Here is a 20,414-nt window from a genome sequence, read left to right as displayed (position 1 = left end):
GAGCTGGGGGGTCCGGGGGGAGCGGACGCTCCCCCCCGGCTACTCGATGATGTCGGCGTGGGCGCCGGGCCGCGCCGGCGCGGGGCGCGCGGCCTTCTCGCCCGGCGGCAGCAGCACCCGGAAGGTCGTCCCCCGGGGCCCGCTCGAGAGGAGGGTGTAGCCCCCGTGCTCGCGGACGATGCCCAGCACCGCCGAGAGCCCCAGCCCGCGGCCGGCGACCTTGGAGGTGAAGAAGGGATCGAAGATCTTCTCGCGGATCTCCGGGTCGATCCCCGGGCCGTCGTCCTCCACCTCCAGGCAGAGGTACTCCCCGGCCGGGACCACCAGCGCCGCCCCCGCGTCCCGGGCCTCGCCCCGCCGCAGGGTGCGCAGCGAGGTCGAGAGCCGGACCCGTCCCTCGCCGCGCCCGGGATCGGCCCCGCTGGCCTCGGCGGAGGCCTCGGCGGCGTTGGTGATGAGGTTGAGCACCACCTGCTGGATCTGAGTGGCGTCGCCGCTGAAGGTGGGCAGGTCCGTCCCCAGGTCGGTGTGGAGGGTCACCCCGCGCGGCAGGGAGACGTCCATCAGGCCGCTGATGTTCTGCACCAGCTCGGAGAGGGAGAGGGGGCCGACCACCTGCCGGGCGCGCCCCGAGTAGACCAGCAGCTCGCGGGTCAGGGCGGCGAGCTGCTTCGCGCCCCGGAGGGTCTGCTGGACGTTGTCGGCGATCGCGGGCTGATCCCGGGAGGCCGCGAGGGCCAGATCCGAGCTGCCGATCACCACCGAGAGCAGGTTGTTGAAGTCGTGGGCGATCCCGCTGGCGAGCAGGCCGAGGCTCTCGAGCTTCTGGGTCTGGCGCATGCCCTCCTCGAGGCTCCGTCGCTCGCTGACGTCGCGCAGCGCCGCCACGAAGCCGCTCGGCGCGCCGTCGGCGTCGCGCAGGAGCGAGACGCTGATCTCGGTCTCGATCTGCTCTCCCGAGGCGCGCTGGAGGGTCAGGGGAACGCCGCGCAGGACCTCGCCTTCGCGAATCGCGAGGCGCATCTGGCCGAGGGTCTTGCGCTCCGCGGGGGGGACGAAGTCGTCGATGACCCTCCCGCTCTCCAGGCAGGCCTCCACCGAGTCGAAGCCCAGGATCTGGGCGGCCGGGAGGTTCATCAGCCGGAAGTGCCCATCGAAGTCCACGACCGCCAGGCAGTCGGGGGAGAGGGACATGAAGGTCGCCAGCTGCTCCTCGGCGCGCCGCCGCGCCTCCTCCGCCGAGGCCCAGGGCTTGAAGTAGATCTCGCGCAGCATCCCGCCGCCCAGGGCGGCGACCACCGCGGAGGCGATGATGCTGTCGAGGAAGAAAGGGCGCCAGCTGACCAGGGAGAGCCCGTCCGAGCTCCAGGAGCCGATGAGCACCCCCGGGAGGGCGAGCATCAGGAAGAAGCCCGCGGTGCGCCGGACCCGCTCGGCGTTCATCAGCACGCCCTTGCGCCAGAGCACGATCCCGGCCGCGCCGAAGTAGACGAAGAAGTAGACGTTGACCAGCAGCTGCCAGTCGGTGGGAACGACGTCGAAGGCGCCGCCGTTTCGCCAGGCGGGGACGAGCTCGGTCGAGAGCCGGCCGGTGAGCTTCAGCCAGAGGGACACCGCCATCGGCACGGCGAGGAGGAGCCGGTAGCCCAGGGCGAGGGAGGCCTCGTTGCGCCCGTAGAGGAGGGCGGCCCGCAGGGTGAGGAAGGGCAAGGCGCACCAGGCGATGGCGAAGAGGTCGGTGATGACCCGCATCTGTCCGGGGGTCGCCGCCAGGTTCATCAGGAAGGAGGCGAGCGCCCAGAGGCACACCGTGATCATCGCCAGCACGAGGCTGCGCTTGGCCGGCTGGCTCGGCGCGGCCATCCCCACCGCCACCGTCATGGCGAGGACCACCACGAAGGAGAGGAGGTAGAGGTAGGTGAGGGGATAGGTCATCCGGGGAGCGCCGGAGGTGGGCCGCTAGCCCAGGGAGAGCATGCGCTCGAGGGGCCTCTTGGCCCGCTCGCGCAGCCCGGCGGGCATCTCCAGGCGCGGTTCGAGGGACTGCAGGCAGTCCCGGATCTTCTCCAGGGTGTTCAGCCGCATGAAGGGGCACTTGTTGCAGGAGCAGGTCTCGTCCTCGGGGGGCGCGGCGAGGAAGGTCTTGCCCGGCGCCTGCTGCTCCATCTGGTGGATCACCCCCGGCTCGGTGGCGACGATGAAGGTCTTCGCCGGCGAGTCGACCACCCGCTTGATCAGGCCGGTGGTCGAGCCGACGAAGGCGGCGTGGCGCAGGATGGCCTCCTGGCACTCGGGGTGGGCGATGATCTCGGCCTCGGGGTGCTCCTCCTTGAGCTGCAGGATGCGCTGTTCGCTGAAGATGTCGTGGACGATGCAGACCCCCTCCCAGAGCTTCATCTCCCGGCCGGTCTCGCGGATGAGGTAGCGGCCGAGGTTCTGATCCGGGGCGAAGATGATCGGCGTGTCGGCGGGGATGGCGTCGATCACCCGCCGGGCGTTGGACGAGGTGCAGATCCAGTCGCTCTCGGCCTTCACCTCCGCCGAGCAGTTGATGTAGCTGACCACCACGTGGTCGGGGTGCTTCGCCTTGAAGGCGCGGAAGTCCTCGGCCGGGCAGGAGTCCGCCAGGGAGCAGCCGGCCTCGAGGTCGGGCACCACCACCGTGCGCTCGGGGTTCAGGATCTTCGCGGTCTCGGCCATGAAGTGCACGCCGGCGAAGACGATGACGTCCTTGTCGACCTTCTGGGCGGCCTGGGCCAGCGCGAGGGAGTCGCCGATGACGTCGGCGATGTCCTGGATGTCGTCCTCCTGGTAGTAGTGAGCCAGGAGGATGGCGTTCTTCTCCTTCTTGAGGGCCTCGATCTCCTCGAAGATGTCGCCGGCGACGTGCTTGCTCATGGGGTGTCTCCTCGCAGGAAGGTCGCGAAGTCCTCGGGCAGCGCCTGGCGCTGCAGGGTCTGGCGGTCGGCGCAGACGTGGACCTGCTGGCCCACCGCGACGACCTCGTCTCCTCGTATCATGCGGAATCCGACGGTGAAGGACGAGCCCTCGAGGTGGACGGCCACCACCTGGGCCTCGGCCCGCTCCCCGAAGGAGAGCGGCCGGAAGTAATCGCAGCTCTGGTGCTGCAGCGGCATCATGATCGAGGCCGTCCTCATCATCTCCGGCAGATCGAAGCCCCCCTCCTCCATCAGCCAGGCGAAGTAGGCGTCGTGAAAGTACTCGGGGATCCGGGCGAAGAAGATGATCCCCGCGGCGTCGGCGTCCTGGAAGCGGACCGTGAGGGGGCGCCGGTAGAGGACCTCGCGGCCTTCCGAGAGGGTGCGCCTGTCGAAGCGGTGGGACATGGAGTTGCAGAGGATAGCACCCGCCACCCCGGCCCTGATATGTAGATCGCTCATCGATGGTACGCCTCGAGACCGAGAACCCGCAGACGCTCCACCTGCTCTCCCTGCTCCTGCGCGAGCGGCTCCAGCTCTCCCTCTCCACCCCCGAGGGGCAGAGCCGCGCGCGGAAGATCAAGGGCTCGGCCGCCTTCCTGGCCGAGGGCATGGAGACCCGGGTGGTCTTCGAGGGTGAACGCATCCATCTGGGCCAGAGCCAGACCGGCAAGATCGACGTCCGCGCCGGCGGCACCCTGGCGGCCTTCGTCGCGCTTTGCCGCGGGCGCGCGAGGGTGATGAACGTCGTGCGCCGACAGGTCCGAGTCCGCGGTAACCCGCTCCTCCTCATGAAGATTCTTCCTTTGTTGCGGGCCTTCGACGATGGCGCGGAAACTACGTAGCGTGAGTCACGGCGTGGAGCCCAAGGTACGCTCCGCACTCGTCGATCTGCTCGGCGAGGCACGGGTGCAGCCCGACCCCGACCTCTCCGAGGTGCTGGTCGTCTCGGCCAACGCCGTCAGCGACGTGCAGGGGATCCTCTCCATCGCCCGGCACAACGGCGTGCCCTGCCTGCCCAAGGCCGACGGCCTGCCCCGGCGGGGCCTGGTGGCCCCCGAGGGGGGCGGCCTGCGGATCGACCTGATGGGCATGAACCGCGTGCTGGAGGTGAACCACTCCGAGCGCTACGCGGTCATCGAGCCCGGGGTCACCTGGCAGCACCTCGCCGATCGCCTGGCCGAGGACGGCCGGGACCTGCAGCTCCCCACCGCGGCGGCCCCCGGCCACCTCTCGGTCTGGGCCAGCTCGCTGATGGACGGCGCCGGGGGCCTCGCCCTCTCCCACGGCGGCCTCGGGCGGCTGGTCTGGGGCGTGGAGGCCGTGCTGGTCTCCGGCGAGGTCATCCGCACCGGCGCCGGCTCGGCCGCGGGCGGCTGGTGGGGCCGCGGGCCGCTACCCGATCTCACCGGGCTCTTCCTGGGCTGGCGGGGCGCCACCGGCCTGGTCACCCGCCTGGCGATCAGCCTGCGGGCCCGCAAGAAGCACCAGCGCCGGCTGATCTTCCCGGCCTCTCACCGCCGCACGGCGGTGGCCGGCGCGATCCGCCTCTCCCGTGAGGGGCTCTTCGACGAGGCCTCGGTGCTGCCCTGGACCCTGCCGCGGGTGCTGATGGGCTTGCGGGGCTACTTCCAGCGCCAGCAGGGCGAGCCCGAGGGCTACCTCCACGTCGACTTCACCGCCGACACCCTCCCCGAGCTGGAGTACAAGCGCCTGCGCCTCTCCAACGCCCTGGCCCAGGCCAGCCGCCGCGGCGGCTCCTTCGGGCACCCGGTCACCCTCGAGGACCTCGCCTCGATGGGCGAGCCCCTGGAGGGCCTCCGGGATCTGCCCCTGCGCCTGGTCATCGACGAGGGCGACGACGAGGTCCTCTCCGGGCTGGGCTTCCACGGGCCGACCTCCGGGCTGGTCGACGTGGCCGCGCAGGTCGAGGAGGCCTTCGAGGCCCAGGGCCTCTCGGCGGTGATCCTGGTGCGGCCGGTCCACGGCGCGCACTCGGGCATCGTGCACGCCTTCGTCGCCTGCCCCTGGGGCGAGTGCGACACCGACAGCCCCGAGGACCGGTCGAAGCGGGAGCAGCTCTCGCGGATCGGGATGGCCCAGGAGCGGGGGATGGAGGAGGCCCTGGAGCTGGGCTTCGTGCCGCACCGCTACCCGCCCGAGCTCGGCCGGCTGGTCACCGCCAAGATGCACCCCGGCTCGCACCGCCTCGCCCTGCGGCTGCGCCGCCTCCTCGACGCCGAGGCGCTCCTCGATCCGGCCCGCTGGGGCCTGGTCCGGCCCGCCTAGGCCGCGTCGGTCTTCTCGCTGCTCCCGGCGCCCTCGGCGAGCGCCCCCTCCAGCAACAGCTGGATCATCCGCTCGAGGGTGGGGCCCCAGGGGACCCGGAAGAGCTCGAGCTCCGGCCTCGCGAGGGCCCGCTGCACCGCCGGCGGGGGGTGGGCCGCGGGCCACAGGCCGTTGATGGCGGAGTGGGCGAAGGCCAGCAGCTCGCGCACCTGCTCCATCGAGAGGGCGGGCAGCGCGGCGTGGAGGCTGTTGGCCAGCCGCAGGAAGAGGGGGATCAACCCGGTCTTGAAGGCGACGACGACCTCCTCGGAGACGTTGTGCTCGAGGATGGTCGGGGTGGCCGCCGAGAGGGCGCCGAGCCGGTGGCTGTCCACCAGGGAGGCGGCGAAGGCCCGGGCCACCCGGGCCGGATCGTTGCTGCCGGCGAGAGGAGCCAGGGCGGCCTCGAAGCGGGCGACCCAGCCGGTGAGCTCGCCGCCGAGGAGCTCGAGGAAGATGGCCTCGCGGCTCTCGAAGTAGCGGTAGAGGGCCGCCTTGGAGAGGCCGGCCGAGCAGGCGATCTTGGAGAGGCTGGCCTTCTCCAGGCCCGTCTCGTCGAAGAGCTTCGCCGCGGCCCTCAGGATCTCCTGCCGCCGCTGCTCTTTCTGCTCGGGCTGCCGCGCCCGCTGCCAGTCGAAGAAGGTCATCTTTTGTTACCCTTAGTCTCTTATATGGGTGCGAAAACCAGAGCGTCAACCCCCTGCCAGGTGCCCTGCCAGGTGCCAGGCACCTATCAGATGCACCTATTGACCCGAAAAAGATCGAAGTTGGCGCTTGACGAGTGACTGATGGTTACTTATTTAAGTATCCATCGGTCACCAACGACCCACCCACCCGAGCGAGAGGGAAGAACCCATGGCCAGCGAGCAGAAGTGGACCGCCGAGCAGATGAAGAGCCAGCAGGGCAAGCGCGTCGTCGTCACCGGCGCCAACAGCGGGATCGGCCTCGAGGCCGCCCGGCAGCTCGCCCACGCCGGGGCCGAGGTCATCCTCGCCTGCCGCAGCCCGGAGCGGGGGGAGGCCGCGGTGGAGCAGATCCGGGCCGAGGGGCCCACGGGGACGGCCACCCGGCGCACCCTCGACCTGGCCGACCTGCGCAGCGTCGAGGCCTTCGCCGCCTCCTTCGAGGGCGAGGCGAAGATCGACCTGCTCATCCTCAACGCCGGCATCATGATGCCGCCCGAGCGCAGCGAGACCCGGCAGGGCTTCGAGATGCAGTTCGGGGTGAACCACCTCGGCCACTTCGCCCTGACCGGCCAGCTCCTCGGGCACCTCGCCGCCGAGGCCCGGGTGACGGTGATCTCCAGCGGCGCCCACCGCTGGGGGGCCATCGACTTCGAGGACCCGAACTGGCGCCGCCGCCGCTACAAGCGGGCGCCCTCCTACGGCCAGTCCAAGCTCGCCAACCTCCTCTTCGCCCGCGAGCTGCAGCGCCGCCTGGCGCAGGCCGGCTCCCGGATCCAGGTCACCGCCGCTCACCCCGGCTGGACGGCCACCAACCTCCAGGACGAGTCGGGGATCTTCAGGGCGCTCAACCCCCTCCTCGCCATGAAGGTCGAGCAGGGCACCCTGCCCACCTTGCGGGCCGCCACCGACGAGGCGCTCTCCGGCGGGGAGTACGTCGGCCCCGACGGCTGGATGGAGATGCGCGGCTACCCGGTGCTCGTCGATCGAAGCGACGCGGCGAAGGACGACGCGGCCGCCGCGCGCCTCTGGGAGCTCTCCGAGGAGCTCACCGGCATCCGCTACGAGTCCCTCGCCTCCTGAGGCACCCGGGCCCAGAATGAAGCCTCCAGCCCCCGAGCCCCGCCATGAGACGCCTTCTCCGATCTCTCCTCGGCCTGATCGCCGCGGTCATCCTCGTCCTCTCCCTCGCCTCGCTGGAGGCCTGCACCACCATGGGTAGCGCCGCCGCCGGACCGCGCCTCGAGCGCCTCGTGAAGTCCCCCCAGTGGGACGGCAAGCAGTTCGAGAACCCCGAGCCCCTCTGGAACGACTGGGGCCGGATGGTGAAGGACGCCTTCAAGTCCCGGGCGGCGGGCTCGCCCGAGGAGCCCCTGCCGGTGATCGACACCGACCCGAAGCTCTTCGAGACCGCCCCCGAGACCGGCCTGCGGGTGACCTGGCTCGGCCACTCGACGCTGCTCCTCGAGATCGACGGCAAGCGCTTCATGACCGACCCGATGTTCGGCGAGCGGGCCTCGCCCGTCAGCTGGGCGGGCCCGAAGCGCTGGTATCCGCCGCCCCTGCCCCTCGATCAGGTGCCGCAGCTGGACGCGGTGCTCTTCTCCCACGACCACTACGACCACCTCGACCACGCCACCGTCGTGCGGATGAAGGACTGGGACACCACCTTCCTCGTCCCCCTGGGCGTCGGGGCCCACCTCGAGGGCTGGGGCGTGCCGCCCGAGCGCATCGTCGAGCTCGACTGGTGGGAGGAGCACCGCATCGGCGAGCTGACCCTGACCTGCGTGCCGGCCCGCCACGCCTCGGGCCGCGGGGTCCTCGATCGCAACAAGACCCTCTGGGCCGGCTGGACCTTCGGCGGCCCCGAGCACCGGGTCTACTTCAGCGGCGACACCGGGCTCTTCTCCCAGATGAAGACCATCGGCGAGCGCCTCGGGCCCTTCGACCTGACCCTGATCGAGGCCGGCGCCTACGGGGCGGCCTGGCCCGACTGGCACATCGGCCCGGAGCAGGCGGTCCTGGCCCACACCTGGATGCGGGGCGAGGTCTTCATGCCGATCCACTGGGGCCTCTTCAACCTGGCCCTGCACGGCTGGACCGCGCCGGTCGAGCGCAGCGTCGCCGCCGCCGAGAAGGCGGGGGTCGCCATCGCCGTGCCCCGCCCGGGCGGCAGCTTCGAGCCCGCGCGCCTGCCCGAGCTCGAGCGCTGGTGGCCGGAGGTCGAGTACGCCGACGCTCGCGAGGATCCGATCATCTCCACCGGCGTGGAGATCAAGCCGGGCCTGATGCGGACCGTCCCGGCGGCCACTCAACCCTGAATCAGGCCGACCTCGTCGAGGTAGGCCCCGACGAACCAGCGCTGAGCGCCCGTCTCCGGACAGTGGGGACCGCGGATCTCGGCGAGGAGCGCGAGGGCCTCGGGCGGCTCCATCCCCAGCGCCACCAGCACGCAGCCGCTCACCGTGCCGGTGCGGCCGAGGCCCGCCACGCAGTGGACCACCACCCGCTCCCCGGCGCGCAGGGCGCCGACGAGCTCCACGACCAGCGGCTGGAGGGCCGGCGGCCCCTCGCGGGGGACGGTGCCGTCGGGGATGGGGAAGCGGGTGTGGGTGAGCCCGGCGGCCGCCGCCGCCTCGACCAGGCCCGGCACGCCGTAGGCGTCGAGCTCATGGTCCTCCACCAGGCTCACCAGCCGGTCGGCCCGGTGATCGTCCCGGAGCTGCCGCAGATCGAGGGCGAGCTCTCGCTCCCAGACGCGGCCCGCGGCGCCCCTCCCGCGCCGCCCCGGGAGCATCGTCAGCCCCAATGCTCCGGGGAGGCCTCCGGGCAGCGCGGGCAGCCAGTCCACCGGGAGGGGGCTCCCCGGCGAGGAGCGCAGGAGGTGCCGGAGGTCGTCCACGCTTCAGGCCGTCCGGATCGCCCGGGGGGAAACCGATCTGGAGTAGGATGGCGGTCTGGAGAGGTCGGATGCCACTCGAGTATCGCTACGTGGAAGATGGGGGGGTGATCGTCCGCGGGACGGGCGAGGTGAAGGGCGAGGAGCTCTTCCGGACCAACGCCCGGATCTACGAGCTGCCTGCGACGCTCGAGACCCTAGCCTACCAGCTCTGGGATCTCACGGACGCCGAGTCCGTGGCCCTCAACCGCGAGTTCGCCGAGGCGCTGGCCGCGCAGGATCGCGAGGCCGCGCGGCGCTTCCCCCACATGGTGATCGCCATCGCGGTGAAGACCGACGTGGGCTTCGGCTTCAGCCGGCTCTGGGAGGCCAACGTCGGCGACGAGGGCATCGAGACCCATGTCTTTCGCACCGTCGAGGAGGCCCGCGCCTGGCTCGAGCAGACCGTGCCGCACCGTCGCGGTGAGGGGGATCCGGAGTAGACTTGTTTCGTGACCCCGGGGGAATTCCTGGAGCCAGAGAGATGAGCGAAGGACGCGACCCTCACAAGGAGAAGCAGCTCGACTACAGCCGGGAGCGGCGCTCGAAGGCCTGGTCCAGCGACAAGGCCGATCGCAAGAAGCGCTCGCTGGCGAAGGCCATGGAGCACCGCGCCGACCGGCGCGCCGCCAGCCAGGCCCTCGACATCGACCCCCACACCGTCTCCGAGGACGAGGCGGAGGCGCTCCAGCAGACGCTGGGCAAGAAGGCCGGCAAGCGCCTCGCCCTCGAGCCCACCTCGGTGCCGCTGGGAGAGCACGTCGAGGGGCAGCTCGCCCGCCGGCAGGCGCAGCGCGAGGCCGCCGCGGCGCGCCAGACCTCCAGCGACGAGGAGTAGCCGCGGGCCCACCGCCGGTGCCATCGCCGGTGAGCGACCTTAGGGTCGAGGCATGGCGCCCGACTTCCTCTGGTCCGACTCGCTGGTCCTGGCCTCCGCCCTGATCGTCCACGCCGGTGAGCCCGTCGCCCTCGAGGCGGCCATCGGGGAGGCCGACGAGCTGCTCGGGGGCACCATCCTCTCCTTCCAGGAGATGGAGGGCGCCCTCGCCCGCCTCGGCGCGGCCGGGCACCTGCGCTACGAGGGGGGCGCGCTCGTCCCCGGCGCCGAGAGCCTGGCCTTCTTTGACGGGGGCCCGGCGCGGCTGAAGCGGCGGGAGGAGAAGCTCGCGGAGATCGAGGGCTTCCTTCGCACCGGGCCCTTCGTGAAGGGCACCGATCCGAGGCGGGCCAACGAGGGGGTGGCGCCGACGCCCGGCTTCGATCGCGCGCGCTTCGAGGCCGCGGTGGCGGCCTACCTCGGGGGCCTCCACCGCTGACGCCCTGAAGTAGAATGGCGGCGCGATGAGGTTCCCGGCCCCGGTCACCCGCGCCCAGGTGTGCGGGCTCTTCCTGATCTCACCCCCGCTCTTCGCCCTGCTCGGCGGCGCGGGGAGCCTGCTCTTCCACCACGCCACCCTGCGCAGCGAGACCCTCGAGAAGCTGGGCGACGACCTCCACGAGCTGGCGCTCTGGATCGCGGCCGTCAGCGCCGTCGCGGGGCTGCTCTTCGCCTGGGTGCAGTGGCTGCGCTTCAAGGCCGCCGGCGTCGAGGCGCCCGACGAGGGGGAGCGGCTCCGGGCCTTCGTCGAGGCCGCGGAGAAGCGCGCGGCGGTCTCCTCAGATCCAGCCGAGGCCGGTGGCGAAGATCAGGTGTGAGAGGATCGCGGCGGCCGGCAGGAGGAGGGCGGCCCGCTGCTTCGCCCGCGGGCTCCAGCGGTCGTGGACCCGCACCAGGAGCATCCAGGGCGCGGTGTAGACGAAGAGCACCAGGTAGACGTGGGGCCAGCTCCAGAAGGCGTACTCCCAGACCAGCACCCCGGCGAAGTTGAGCAGCACCTCGACCGTGCAGGCCAGCAGGCCGAAAGCCAGGGGGATGAAGAGGCGGTTGGGGACGCCCAGAATCTTCAGGTCCCGGTCCCCGGGGAGGAGCTTCACGATCATCAGCCCGGAGATCATGAACATGAAGGCGATCTCGATATTCAGGCCGGCGTAGATCACGTAGGCCGAGTCGCCGGGCGTGGTCCAGAGCGCCGAGCGCCCGGTGGCCGTGAGGATCAGGGCGTTGACCTGCTCGGCCATCAGCTCGGCGGCCCACATCCCGGCGCCGAGCTGGACCGCCGACCAGTTCCTCGCCGCGATCTCCGCCACGTAGACGTAGATCACGAAGACGAAGAGGGGGATGACGTACCACTGGAAGTTCTCGGTGCTGCGCAGCACCTCGAGGGCTTGCTGGCTGGCCGGCGTCATGGCGCCATCATGGGCGCGGCCCCTGCGGGCGACAAGCGCGGGCCGCGAGAGGGGCGCTCGACGAAGGCGGCCGGGGGCGCCATGATGCGGCAATGTCCGATGGATGCGGCTGCCCGGCTGATCAGGCCGAGACCCTCGAGCGCGCCACCCTGCGCGCGCTGCTGGCGATCAACGCCACGATGTTCGTGGTCGAGCTCGGCCTGGGGCTCTGGGCCGAGTCGACCGGCCTGATCGCCGACGGCCTCGACATGCTCGCCGACGCCGCGGTCTACGCCATCGCGCTCTGGGCGGTGGGGCGCTCCGCCGGGCTGCAGCGCGGCGCGGCCCGGGCCAGCGGCTGGCTGCAGCTCCTCCTGGGCCTCGGGGTCCTCGCGGAGGTCGTGCGCCGGGCGATCCTCGGCAGTGAGCCGATCAGCCTGGCGATGATGGGCGTCGGCGGCCTGGCTCTGGCGGCGAACCTCGCCTGCATCGGGCTGCTGCACAAGCACCGGGAGGGCGGCATCCACCTTCGCGCCTCCTGGATCTTCACCGCCAACGACGCCATCGCCAACCTCGGGGTGATCGCCTCGGGGTTGATCGTGCTGGCGACGGGCAGCCACTGGCCCGACCTGGTCATCGGCGCGGCGATCTCGGCGATCGTGGTGCGCGGAGGCCTGCGCATCCTCCGGGAGGCCGACGAGGAGGAGCGGGCCCGGGCCGGGGAGGACACCTGCGGGTCGGGCTGCGGCGACGCCTGCGCCTCCGAGGCGCCCGCGGCGCCGGAGCCCGAGGCGCCCGCCGCCTGCGGCTCCGGTTGTGGTTGTGGAGAGAAGGCCGAGACCCACGGATAGGGGGAGATCGGGATGCGCTGTCCGAAGTGCCGGGAAGAGACCCTCCAGCCGACCGGGACGCCCCTGGGCGTCTCGACGGTGCACCACTGCTCGGCCTGCCAGGGGCTCTGGTTCGCCCTGGGGGACTTCGATGCCCTGGCGCCGCCGGAGGGGGTGCCCCTCGAGACCGACGCCGAGGCCGACGGGAAGGCCGGGCTCTGCCCGGCGGGCCACGGCCTCCTCCAGCACGAGCAGGTGCCGGAGGCGGGCTTCTTCCTCGACCGCTGCGGGCTCTGCGGCGGCACCTGGTTCGATCGCGGCGAGTGGGAGCGGCTCTCGGCCCAGGGCCTGCTCGGCCTGCTGGACGGGCTCTGGACCCCCTCCGCCCGCCGGATGGAGCGCGCCGCCTCCCTGGCCCGCGCCGGGCGGCAGCGCCTCGCCGAGCGCCTGGGTGAGGAGGTCCTCCACCGGATCGACGCTCTGATCGAGGCGCTGAAGGAGCACCCCCACCGCGCGCAGGCCCTGGCCTACCTGATGGAGCGGTTGCGCTAGCCGCCGCGCGGTTCTATGCCCGTCGCGGACATGACGCGCCCGGCCCCGATCTTCCGCCTCCTCGCCCTCCTCGCCCTGCTCTGCCGGGTGGGCGTGGCGAGCGCCGCCGGACCGCCGGTGCTGCGGATCGCCGTGGCCTCGAACTTCGCGGGGCCGGCCCGGGAGCTGGCCGCCCGCTTCGAGGCGAAGCAGGGCGTGCGGGTGCTGCTCGCCTTCGGCTCGACCGGCAAGCACGCCGCCCAGATCGAGCACGGCGCGCCCTTCGCCCTCTTCCTCGCCGCGGACGCCGAGCGGCCCCGCCGCCTCGAGGCCTCGGGCCGCGCCGTGGCGGGTACCCGCGCGACCTACGCCCTGGGCCGCCTCGTGCTCTGGAGCCCCGAGCCCGGGCGGGTGGACGCCACCGGAGAGGTCCTCGCCCGCGGCGAGTTCGAGCGCCTCGCCATCGCCAACCCCCGCCTGGCGCCCTACGGCCGGGCGGCCCGGGAGGCCCTGGAGGCGCTGGGGCTCTGGGAGCGCCTCGCCCCCCGCACCGTGCGGGGGGAGAACATCGCCCAGGCCCACCAGTTCGTGGAGAGCGGCAACGCCGAGCTGGGGCTGGTGGCCGCCTCCCAGGTGCTGCGCCCGGGGCGGGAAGCGCCGGGATCGTCCTGGGAGGTGCCGGCCCGCCTGCACGGGCCCATCGAGCAGCAGGCCGTGCTCCTCGAGGACACGCCGGCCGCGCGCGCCTTCCTCGCCTTCCTGCTCGGAGAGGAGGCCGGGGAGATCATCCAGCGGTGGGGGTATGGTCGGCGCTAGCGGCGACCCACGATGAGCGAGACCTTCCAGCCCGGCGACCTCCAGGCGCTCTCGATCACCCTCCAGCTGGCGGGGATCACGACCCTCGTCCTCCTCCTGCTGGGCACCCCCCTGGCCTGGTGGCTCTCGCGTACCGCCTTCCGGGGCAAGCTCGTCGTCGAGGCCATCGTCGCCCTGCCCCTGGTGCTGCCCCCCACCGTGCTGGGCTTCTACCTGCTGGTCGCCCTCGGCCCCCAGGGCCCCGGGGGCGCGCTCGCCCGCCTCTTCGGTGGGCGCTCCCTGGCCTTCACCTTCACCGGCCTGGTGATCGGCTCGGTGATCTACTCCCTGCCCTTCGTGGTCCAGCCCCTCCAGGACGCCTTCACCGCCATCGGCCGGCGCCCCCTCGAGGTTGCGGCCACCCTGCGGGCCTCGCCCCTCGATCGCTTCCTCACCGTCGCCCTCCCCCAGGCGCGGGCGGGCTTCCTCACCGCGGCCGTGCTCGGCTTCGCCCACACGGTGGGCGAGTTCGGGGTGGTGTTGATGATCGGCGGCAACATCCCGGGGGAGACCCAGGTCCTCTCCATCGCCATCTACGATCACGTCGAGGCGATGGACTACGGCCGGGCCCACCTCCTCTCGGGCGCCCTGCTCCTGCTCTCCTTCCTCCTCCTCTTCGCGGTCTACGCCTGGAACCGGCGCTACCGGCTCAAGGCGGTGAGCTGAAGATGAGCGCCACCCTCGAGGCCCGCTTCCGGCTCACGCGCGGCGGCTTCCAGCTCGACGCCGCGCTCTCGATCCCGGCCGCCGGCATCACCGCCCTCTTCGGCCCCTCGGGCTGCGGCAAGACCACCCTCCTGCGGGCGATGGCCGGCCTCGAGCGGGCGCCCGGCGGCTACCTGCGGGTGGGCGATCAGGTCTGGCAGGACGAGGCGAGCTGCCTGCCGGTGCACCGGCGCCCCCTGGGCTACGTCTTCCAGGAGACCAGCCTCTTCTCCCACCTCTCGGTGGAGCGGAACCTCCTCTACGGCTTCTCCCGGGTGCCCGCCGGGGAGCGAAGGATCGAGCCGGCCGAGGCCATCGCCCTCCTCGGCCTCTCCGGCCTGCTCGCCCGCGACCCGGCCTCCCTCTCCGGCGGCGAGCGGCAGCGGGTGGCCATCGCCCGGGCGCTGCTCACCTCGCCGCGCCTCCTGCTCCTCGACGAGCCCCTCGCCGCCCTCGACGCCGCGGCGCGCGCCGAGATCCTCCCCTACCTCGAGGCGCTCGGGCAGCAGCTGGAGCTGCCGGTGATCTACGTCAGCCACCAGTCCGACGAGGTCGCCCGCCTGGCCGACACCCTGGCCCTGATGGAGGGCGGGACGATCCGGGCGGTGGGGCCGCTGCCCGAGCTGCTCACCCGCCTCGATCTGCCCCTCTCCCACGCGAGGGAGGCCGGCGCGGTGATCGAGGCCCGGGTGAAGGGGGAGGATCCGGCCTTCGGCCTGACCCACCTCGAGTTCGCCGGGGGCCGCTTCGAGCTGGCCAGCGCCGGCCTCTCGCCCGGGAGCACGGTGAGGCTGCGGGTCCACGCCCGGGACGTGAGCCTCACCCTCGAGCGGCAGGCGGGCACCAGCATCCGCAACATCTTCGAGGCGCGGGTGGTCGAGCTGGCCGAGGAGCCCCCGGCCCGGATGACCGTGCGCCTCGACTGCGCCGGCGTGCCCCTGCTCTCCCGGATCACCCGGGCCTCGGCGAGCGAACTGGGTCTGGAGGAGGGCAAGCTCGTCTTCGCGCAGGTGAAGTCAGTGGCTTTGCTCTAGTTGAGGAAAGGCCGCTGAGGCTGACGCGGAGGCTGAGGCCGAGAGCCCTCCCTCCGCTTCCGCCTCAGCCTCAGCCTCTGCGGCCTCTCCCCGCCACCCAGGTAAGGAGCCGACCTCTTAGAGAATTCAGGGGCTTGAACTAGGATGCCTCCGCTCCCTTGCCCCTTCCGGAGGACCTCCATGCGCTCCTGGATCCGCGCCGCCCTGGCACTCGCTCTCCTCGCGCCCCTCGGCGCCCTCGCCGACAACGAGCTGTCGGCCTGGGCTCAGCTCGACGCTCGCGCCGGCGTGGTCACCGACGTGACCCTCGATCACGGCCACGAGCACGGGGGGCTGGCCGGCGGCTCCCGCCTGCGGCTGCACGCCGACTGGGAGACTCACCCCTCCCTGACCCTCACCGCCGAGCTGGACCTCGACGGCTTCGATCTCTTCGCGGCCACCCCCGAGGTCGAGGAGATCGGCTGGAGCGATCCCTACGGCGGCTTCGGCGGCCACGCCCTGCGGGCTGACCCCCGCTTCGTGTACCTGACCCACACCTCCATGATCGGCCAGCTGCGGGTCGGGCAGATGGGCAGCGACTGGGGCCTGGGCCTCGTCGCGAACAGCGGCAGCCGGCGGCCCCACTGGGGCGTGAGCCGCCACGGCGACCTCGTCGAGCGGGTGGTCTTCGCGACCCGCCCGGCGGTCTGGTTCACCGGCGCCACCTGGGCCGAGAAGACCTTCCTCGCGGTGGGCGGCGACCTCGTCTACCGCGACGAGAACGCGAGCCTGCTCGAGGGTGACCTCGCGCTGCAGGGGGTCGCCTCGCTCCTCTACCGGGAGCGGGCCGGCGAGAAGGAGCTCGGCGTCTACGTCGCCTACCGCGACCAGACCGATCGTCCCGACGAGGTCGGCCTCGAGTCGAAGCTGCAGGTGCTCGCCACCGACCTCTACGGCGCCTGGGCCTGGCACTTCGGTGAGGACCTGCAGGTCTCGGTGAAGGGCGAGCTGGCCTACCTCCACGGCTTCACCTCCCGCCTGCGCACCGACGTCGCCCCCGAGGGCGTCGACATCCGGGCCCTGGGCTGGGCCGTCCTCCCCGAGCTCGAGTATGCCCCCGCCGGCCTGAGCTTCGGCTTCTGGGCCGGCTACGCCTCGGGCGACGCCGACGCCGAGGACGACCGCCTCACCCGGATGCGCTTCGATCCGGAGTTCCGCCCCTCGGTGGTGCTCTTCGAGGAGGTGCTGGCGCTGACGAGCGCTCGCTGGGCCGTGCGGGCCCGCGACCCGGCGCACGTGAACGTCCCGCCGGCCGGCTCGCAGTACCTCGCCACCACCGGCAGCGTCAGCGGCGCGAGCTTCTTCGGGCCGCAGCTGCGCTGGGAGTCGCACTTCGTCGAGGGCCTCGAGCTCAAGGCGGGCCTCCTCTTCGCCCGCGCCACCGCGCCCCTCATCGACCCCTACGGGACCTTCGCCGCCGGCGGCGAGCCCGTGAACCTCTTCGAGACCCCGGCCACCGAGCAGAACCTCGGGGTCGAGCTCGACATCGCCGCCCGCTGGACCCACCACCTGATGAAGCACCTCGAGCTGGCCATCGAGATGGAGTACGGCCACCTCTTCCCGGGTGCGGCCTTCGAGCTGGCCGAGGGGAGGATGGCGCCCGTCGCCTCCACCTGGATCGGCGCCGAGCTGGCCTGGCACTTCGGGGGGGAGGAGTGATCATGAAGAACCTTCGACACCTCGTCCTCGCCCTCCTCTTCCTCCCGCTCTCCTGCATCGACGCCGGCGAGCCCCCCGAGGGGATCCTCCCGGCCCACGATGACAGCGGCCCGACGGTGGTCTGGGACCTCGACGCCGAGCCCCTGCCCGAGATCCCCTTCCCCAACGACGTGGCCACCCGGCTGGACCCCACCAGCCCCACCGGCCGCCGGGTGAACATCAGCCTCGACACCGACACCCGCTTCGAGCGCGACCTGCGGGAGAAGGCCGACACCCTGACGGGCTTCGGCGTCTTCTCGAACCTCACGGTCACCTTCGATGCGCCCATCGACCTGTGCAACCTCGCCGCGCGTCACCACAACGACACGACGAAGGACGACGACGCCATCTACCTGGTGGACGTCACCGCCGGCGACCACTTCGGTGAGCTCATCGAGATGGACATGGGCCGGGGCTTCTTCCCGATGCAGCTGGAGTCGAGGAACTACTTCGCCGGCGACCTCGGCGGCGAGAACATGCTCCTGGCCGAGGACGTGCCCTACCCGCCGACCTGCGCCGACGCCTCGGTGTCCTTCGAGTACGACAAGAACACCTGGTACGAGCACGAGACCAACACGATCATCATGCGGCCGATGGACACGCTGCGGGAGCGCCACACCTACGCGGTGGTCCTCACCCGCCGCCTCATCGGCGAGGACGGGGCGCCGGTCAGCTCGCCCTTCCCCTGGATCAACCACAGCCGGCAGACCCCCGCCCTCGAGCACCTCGAGGAGGCCCTCGCCCCGCTGAACACCGATCTGGACGACGTGGCCTTCGCCTGGACCTTCACGGTGCAGGACGCCACCAGCGAGCTGCACGCCATCCGGCGCGGCATGTACGGCCACGGCCCCTTCAAGGCGCTGGCCGAGACCTTCCCGATCGACGCGGAGACCGTGACCCTCTTCGATCTCTTCGACGACGAGACCGCCCTGCCGGACAACCCCTACGTCCTGCCGGTCTCCACCCTGGTCGAGACCCTGCGGCCCTTCTTCGGGATGCTGCTGGACTCCGAGGGCGCCGCCGACCCGCTCATCGACACCTACAAGTACGCCGACTACCTCGTCACCGGCGTGGTGCGGGCGCCGAACTTCCTCGTCGACCGCGACGGCGTCGCCCGGGATCCGGTGGGCTGCGACGCCGAGCCGGGCAGCGACGACTTCGACTGCCGCCTGGGCATCTCCGGTGACGACGACGAGGTCTTCGACGTCGACATGAACACCGGCCGGATGACCGTGGGCGAGGGCAAGGTCTCCTTCTGGTGCGTGATCCCCAACCAGGATCGCCGCTCCCGCCCCGGGCCCTTCCCCGTCGCCTTCTACGGCCACGGCTACACCTCCTCGCGCCTCGAGATGCTCGGCTTCGCCGGCAACCACGCCCGCCACGGCGTGGCCACCTGCGCCGTCGACTCCTTCGGCCACGGCCTGGGCTTCTCCCCCAGCGAGCTCCCGATGTCCCTGATCCGGGGCGTCTTCGCCTCCGGCGGCATGGGGCCGATGGTCGACTCGATGGTCCCGGGCCGCGCCCGCGACATCAACAACGACGGCGTGCCCGACTCGGGCGGCGACTTCTGGGTCGCCGACGCCTTCCACACCCGCGACATCGTGCGGCAGTCGATCGTCGACTGGATGAGCGTGATCCGCTTCCTGCGCTCCTGCGACGGCCGGCTGGGCCACGACATGAACGGCGACGGCACGCCCGAGAAGATGTGCGACTTCGACGGCGACGGCCGGGTCGACCTCGGCGGCCCCGACAACAGCTACTTCGCCTGGGGCCAGTCGCTCGGCGGCATCCTCGGCGGCATCATCGCGGGCGTCGAGCCCTCCCTGGCCGCCGCGGCCCCCACCGCCGGCGTCGCCGGACTCTTCGACGTCGCCGTGCGCTCCAAGCAGGGTGGCGTGAAGGAGGCGGTCTGGCTGCCCCTGATGGGCCCCCTCTTCTACGGCGAGCCGAGCCGGGATGGCTCGAAGACCGAGGTCTCCACCATCGTCTCGGACTTCAACAAGGACGCCAAGCTGCTCCTCGGCGCGATGGAGCCCCTCTCCGAGGGCGACGAGGTCGTGGTGGAGAACCTCCGCAGCGGCAAGGCCGGCCGCACCCTGGTGCGCGCCGACGGCACCTTCCGCACCCAGATCGGCGCCGACGCCATCAACGCCTCCGAGAAGCGGGCCTGCCTCGACTTCGAGGTGATGCACTGGGAGAACCCCCTCTTCGGCACCGAGCCCCCGCTGGCGATCACCGACACCGAATACTCCTGCGGCGACATCCCCCTGGGTGATCGCCTGCGGGTCTCCGCCTGCGTGGGCGCCTGCGGCGACGACCTCTCCGCGGCCGAGAAGCGCTGGGTGCTCGACACCTTCGAGGGCGAGGTCGACGACGGCCAGACCGCCGGCGGCGAGATGGTGAGGGGCGTCTACTTCCAGGGCACCGTCTACGCCAAGGGCTCACCCCTCATCGCCGTGAGCCAGGGCTTCGGCTACCCGCGCCAGACCCCGGACCTTCGCCGCCTGCGCGGCCTGGCCGGCTTCATCGTCGAGGCCGGCGACCCGGCGGCCTACAGCCGCTTCTACCTGCGCGACGCCGCCGAGTGGGAGGCGCGCTGGGGCGAGGAGGGCAAGGCCGCCGAGCCGGGCCTCGAGTTCGGGACGCCGACCAACGTGGTCGTGACCCTCGGCGACATGAACGTGCCGGTGAGCGGCGGCGTGATGAACGCCTACCTCGCGGGCTACCTGAACTTCGAGCAGCTCACCTTCCTGCGCGACAACTACGTCCTCGAGGCCGTCGAGGACGTGCGGGCCGACGTCTGGGGGGCGCCGGTCCTCTTCGATCCGGACAACCTCTCCCAGGGCACCGACGGCTTCCAGGTCGACGGCGTCCCCGCGCCGCATCCGCCGGCCGGCGAGGAGCTGCGGGCCACCGTCACCGACACCCGGGGCAAGAAGCACGCCCTGCGGATGCCCGCCATCCTCCCGAGCGGCGACCACGGCTTCCTGGTCCCCGACCCGGCCCTGCCCTTCGACGTGCACAGCTTCATGGCGCACCAGATCAGCCACTACTTCGCCACCGACGGCGCGGAGCTCTCCGACGAGCTGTGCCTGCACGATCAGACCTGCGACTGGATCCGCTAGCGAGCCCGACCAGATGGGGTCAGACCCTGACAATTGACACTTGGTCTCAGTGAATCAGGCGGAACCCGCCTCCCAGTTGGCCATCCAGGTTATCAGGGGTTCTCGAGGGCCATGCTTGCGTAGGCGATAGAGCACGCGCATGGCTTGACCCGGGGGCATCGCGAGAGCCTCGGCGACGGCCGAACGCGTGAAAGGCGTCTCGTGGGACAAGGCCCAGACTGCAAAGCGACGCACGGGGTTGGCGCGAGGTCCCCTCTCGGGGGTTCGGATCTCCTCTATCGATGCTTCACAGAACCTCGATACTCGGTGGAGAAGCCGGTCGAGGTCCTCTCTCGGAGGCGCATCGTCCGTGGATCTGTAGGACAAATCGAGTTGTTCAAGGCGCGAGGGGAGATATTGTCAAATGTCGTGGATCAAAAAGTTTGATCAGGCGGCGACCTTCG

21 protein-coding genes are annotated in these 20,414 nt (G+C 71.7%); 15 read left to right on the top strand and 6 right to left on the bottom strand.

Going from position 1 to position 20,414, the window contains the following annotated elements:
* Window positions 1-39 precede the first annotated feature (39 nt).
* From P1V51_23610 to P1V51_23600, 3 genes are read right to left on the bottom strand one after another with little or no spacing between them, the layout of a single operon-like run.
* On the bottom strand, window positions 40-1,935 hold the full coding sequence (locus tag P1V51_23610; GenBank protein ID MDF1566042.1) for an ATP-binding protein: 1,896 nt from the start codon (window positions 1,933-1,935) through the stop codon (window positions 40-42).
* A gap of 24 nt (window positions 1,936-1,959) precedes the next feature.
* A complete protein-coding gene (gene nadA, locus P1V51_23605) occupies window positions 1,960-2,898 on the bottom strand; it encodes a quinolinate synthase NadA (protein MDF1566041.1) in 939 nt (312 codons plus the stop codon).
* Window positions 2,895-3,401 (bottom strand): thioesterase family protein, encoded by a 507-nt coding sequence (locus P1V51_23600; GenBank protein MDF1566040.1) that lies wholly within the window; start codon window positions 3,399-3,401, stop codon window positions 2,895-2,897. Before P1V51_23600 ends, nadA begins: the two co-directional genes overlap by 4 nt.
* Window positions 3,402-3,403: 2 nt before the next feature.
* Here P1V51_23600 and P1V51_23595 point away from each other — a divergent pair, with 2 nt between their 5' ends.
* Together P1V51_23595 and P1V51_23590 are read left to right on the top strand one after the other, a co-directional pair.
* Complete coding sequence (locus P1V51_23595; GenBank protein MDF1566039.1) at window positions 3,404-3,784, top strand: SCP2 sterol-binding domain-containing protein; 381 nt, start codon at window positions 3,404-3,406, stop codon at window positions 3,782-3,784.
* 13 nt (window positions 3,785-3,797) lie between these two features.
* Window positions 3,798-5,228 (top strand): FAD-binding protein, encoded by a 1,431-nt coding sequence (locus tag P1V51_23590; GenBank protein ID MDF1566038.1) that lies wholly within the window; start codon window positions 3,798-3,800, stop codon window positions 5,226-5,228.
* Here the strand turns inward: P1V51_23590 and P1V51_23585 are convergent.
* Window positions 5,225-5,914 (bottom strand): TetR family transcriptional regulator, encoded by a 690-nt coding sequence (locus tag P1V51_23585; GenBank protein ID MDF1566037.1) that lies wholly within the window; start codon window positions 5,912-5,914, stop codon window positions 5,225-5,227. The genes P1V51_23590 and P1V51_23585 overlap by 4 nt on opposite strands.
* 208 nt (window positions 5,915-6,122) lie before the next feature.
* On the opposite strand from P1V51_23585, the gene P1V51_23580 reads away from it, so the two are divergent.
* Window positions 6,123-7,034: an oxidoreductase gene (locus P1V51_23580; protein ID MDF1566036.1), complete on the top strand. Its 912-nt coding sequence runs from the start codon at window positions 6,123-6,125 to the stop codon at window positions 7,032-7,034.
* A 44-nt stretch (window positions 7,035-7,078) separates the two neighbouring features.
* Window positions 7,079-8,272, top strand: a complete 1,194-nt coding sequence (locus P1V51_23575; protein ID MDF1566035.1) for an MBL fold metallo-hydrolase — start codon at window positions 7,079-7,081, stop codon at window positions 8,270-8,272.
* Here P1V51_23575 and P1V51_23570 read toward each other — a convergent pair.
* Complete coding sequence (locus P1V51_23570) at window positions 8,263-8,853, bottom strand: protein phosphatase (GenBank protein ID MDF1566034.1); 591 nt, start codon at window positions 8,851-8,853, stop codon at window positions 8,263-8,265. The two genes, P1V51_23575 and P1V51_23570, sit on opposite strands and share 10 nt — an antisense overlap.
* A 68-nt stretch (window positions 8,854-8,921) precedes the next feature.
* On the opposite strand from P1V51_23570, the gene P1V51_23565 reads away from it, so the two are divergent.
* From P1V51_23565 to P1V51_23550, 4 genes are read left to right on the top strand one after another with little or no spacing between them, the layout of a single operon-like run.
* Window positions 8,922-9,332: a hypothetical protein gene (locus P1V51_23565; protein ID MDF1566033.1), complete on the top strand. Its 411-nt coding sequence runs from the start codon at window positions 8,922-8,924 to the stop codon at window positions 9,330-9,332.
* 41 nt (window positions 9,333-9,373) lie between these two features.
* Window positions 9,374-9,727, top strand: coding sequence for a hypothetical protein (locus P1V51_23560; protein ID MDF1566032.1), 354 nt, complete (start codon window positions 9,374-9,376; stop codon window positions 9,725-9,727).
* A gap of 52 nt (window positions 9,728-9,779) precedes the next feature.
* A complete protein-coding gene (locus P1V51_23555; protein ID MDF1566031.1) occupies window positions 9,780-10,205 on the top strand; it encodes a hypothetical protein in 426 nt (141 codons plus the stop codon).
* 25 nt (window positions 10,206-10,230) lie between these two features.
* A complete protein-coding gene (locus tag P1V51_23550) occupies window positions 10,231-10,584 on the top strand; it encodes a hypothetical protein (protein MDF1566030.1) in 354 nt (117 codons plus the stop codon).
* On the opposite strand, the gene P1V51_23545 is transcribed toward P1V51_23550, so the two are convergent.
* A complete protein-coding gene (locus tag P1V51_23545; GenBank protein MDF1566029.1) occupies window positions 10,546-11,175 on the bottom strand; it encodes a hypothetical protein in 630 nt (209 codons plus the stop codon). The two genes, P1V51_23550 and P1V51_23545, sit on opposite strands and share 39 nt — an antisense overlap.
* A 92-nt stretch (window positions 11,176-11,267) precedes the next feature.
* Here P1V51_23545 and P1V51_23540 point away from each other — a divergent pair, with 92 nt between their 5' ends.
* The 7 genes from P1V51_23540 to P1V51_23510 all read left to right on the top strand — a co-directional run bounded on the left by P1V51_23540 (window position 11,268) and on the right by P1V51_23510 (window position 19,971).
* Window positions 11,268-12,005, top strand: a complete 738-nt coding sequence (locus P1V51_23540) for a cation transporter (protein MDF1566028.1) — start codon at window positions 11,268-11,270, stop codon at window positions 12,003-12,005.
* Between the two features lie 12 nt (window positions 12,006-12,017).
* On the top strand, window positions 12,018-12,536 hold the full coding sequence (locus P1V51_23535; protein ID MDF1566027.1) for a zf-TFIIB domain-containing protein: 519 nt from the start codon (window positions 12,018-12,020) through the stop codon (window positions 12,534-12,536).
* A 30-nt stretch (window positions 12,537-12,566) separates the two neighbouring features.
* Entirely contained in the window at window positions 12,567-13,331 is a 765-nt protein-coding gene (modA, locus tag P1V51_23530) for a molybdate ABC transporter substrate-binding protein (GenBank protein ID MDF1566026.1), read from the top strand.
* Window positions 13,332-13,343: 12 nt separating this feature from the next.
* Complete coding sequence (gene modB / locus P1V51_23525; GenBank protein MDF1566025.1) at window positions 13,344-14,036, top strand: molybdate ABC transporter permease subunit; 693 nt, start codon at window positions 13,344-13,346, stop codon at window positions 14,034-14,036.
* Between the two features lie 2 nt (window positions 14,037-14,038).
* The gene (gene modC, locus P1V51_23520) at window positions 14,039-15,109 is read left to right on the top strand and encodes a molybdenum ABC transporter ATP-binding protein (protein ID MDF1566024.1); all 1,071 of its coding nucleotides are present in this window, start codon (window positions 14,039-14,041) and stop codon (window positions 15,107-15,109) included.
* A 180-nt stretch (window positions 15,110-15,289) separates the two neighbouring features.
* A complete protein-coding gene (locus P1V51_23515; protein MDF1566023.1) occupies window positions 15,290-16,807 on the top strand; it encodes a hypothetical protein in 1,518 nt (505 codons plus the stop codon).
* A gap of 2 nt (window positions 16,808-16,809) precedes the next feature.
* On the top strand, window positions 16,810-19,971 hold the full coding sequence (locus P1V51_23510) for a hypothetical protein (GenBank protein MDF1566022.1): 3,162 nt from the start codon (window positions 16,810-16,812) through the stop codon (window positions 19,969-19,971).
* Window positions 19,972-20,414 lie beyond the last annotated feature (443 nt).

Source organism: Deltaproteobacteria bacterium, assembly GCA_029210625.1.
Lineage (GTDB): Bacteria > Myxococcota > Myxococcia > SLRQ01 > SLRQ01 > JARGFU01.
This window is presented reverse-complemented; position numbering and strand designations above follow the sequence as displayed.

Bases quoted from the DNA above. Each gene is read 5' to 3' on its own strand.
- P1V51_23610 (MDF1566042.1), bottom strand. From the start codon at position 1,935: ATGACCTATCCCCTCACCTACCTCTACCTCCTCTCCTTCGTGGTGGTC.
- nadA (MDF1566041.1), bottom strand. From the start codon at position 2,898: ATGAGCAAGCACGTCGCCGGCGACATCTTCGAGGAGATCGAGGCCCTC.
- P1V51_23600 (MDF1566040.1), bottom strand. From the start codon at position 3,401: ATGAGCGATCTACATATCAGGGCCGGGGTGGCGGGTGCTATCCTCTGC.
- P1V51_23595 (MDF1566039.1), top strand. From the start codon at position 3,404: ATGGTACGCCTCGAGACCGAGAACCCGCAGACGCTCCACCTGCTCTCC.
- P1V51_23585 (MDF1566037.1), bottom strand. From the start codon at position 5,914: ATGACCTTCTTCGACTGGCAGCGGGCGCGGCAGCCCGAGCAGAAAGAG.
- P1V51_23580 (MDF1566036.1), top strand. From the start codon at position 6,123: ATGGCCAGCGAGCAGAAGTGGACCGCCGAGCAGATGAAGAGCCAGCAG.
- P1V51_23575 (MDF1566035.1), top strand. From the start codon at position 7,079: ATGAGACGCCTTCTCCGATCTCTCCTCGGCCTGATCGCCGCGGTCATC.
- P1V51_23565 (MDF1566033.1), top strand. From the start codon at position 8,922: ATGCCACTCGAGTATCGCTACGTGGAAGATGGGGGGGTGATCGTCCGC.
- P1V51_23560 (MDF1566032.1), top strand. From the start codon at position 9,374: ATGAGCGAAGGACGCGACCCTCACAAGGAGAAGCAGCTCGACTACAGC.
- P1V51_23555 (MDF1566031.1), top strand. From the start codon at position 9,780: ATGGCGCCCGACTTCCTCTGGTCCGACTCGCTGGTCCTGGCCTCCGCC.
- P1V51_23550 (MDF1566030.1), top strand. From the start codon at position 10,231: ATGAGGTTCCCGGCCCCGGTCACCCGCGCCCAGGTGTGCGGGCTCTTC.
- P1V51_23545 (MDF1566029.1), bottom strand. From the start codon at position 11,175: ATGACGCCGGCCAGCCAGCAAGCCCTCGAGGTGCTGCGCAGCACCGAG.
- P1V51_23540 (MDF1566028.1), top strand. From the start codon at position 11,268: ATGTCCGATGGATGCGGCTGCCCGGCTGATCAGGCCGAGACCCTCGAG.
- P1V51_23535 (MDF1566027.1), top strand. From the start codon at position 12,018: ATGCGCTGTCCGAAGTGCCGGGAAGAGACCCTCCAGCCGACCGGGACG.
- modA (MDF1566026.1), top strand. From the start codon at position 12,567: ATGACGCGCCCGGCCCCGATCTTCCGCCTCCTCGCCCTCCTCGCCCTG.
- modB (MDF1566025.1), top strand. From the start codon at position 13,344: ATGAGCGAGACCTTCCAGCCCGGCGACCTCCAGGCGCTCTCGATCACC.
- modC (MDF1566024.1), top strand. From the start codon at position 14,039: ATGAGCGCCACCCTCGAGGCCCGCTTCCGGCTCACGCGCGGCGGCTTC.
- P1V51_23515 (MDF1566023.1), top strand. From the start codon at position 15,290: ATGCGCTCCTGGATCCGCGCCGCCCTGGCACTCGCTCTCCTCGCGCCC.
- P1V51_23510 (MDF1566022.1), top strand. From the start codon at position 16,810: ATGAAGAACCTTCGACACCTCGTCCTCGCCCTCCTCTTCCTCCCGCTC.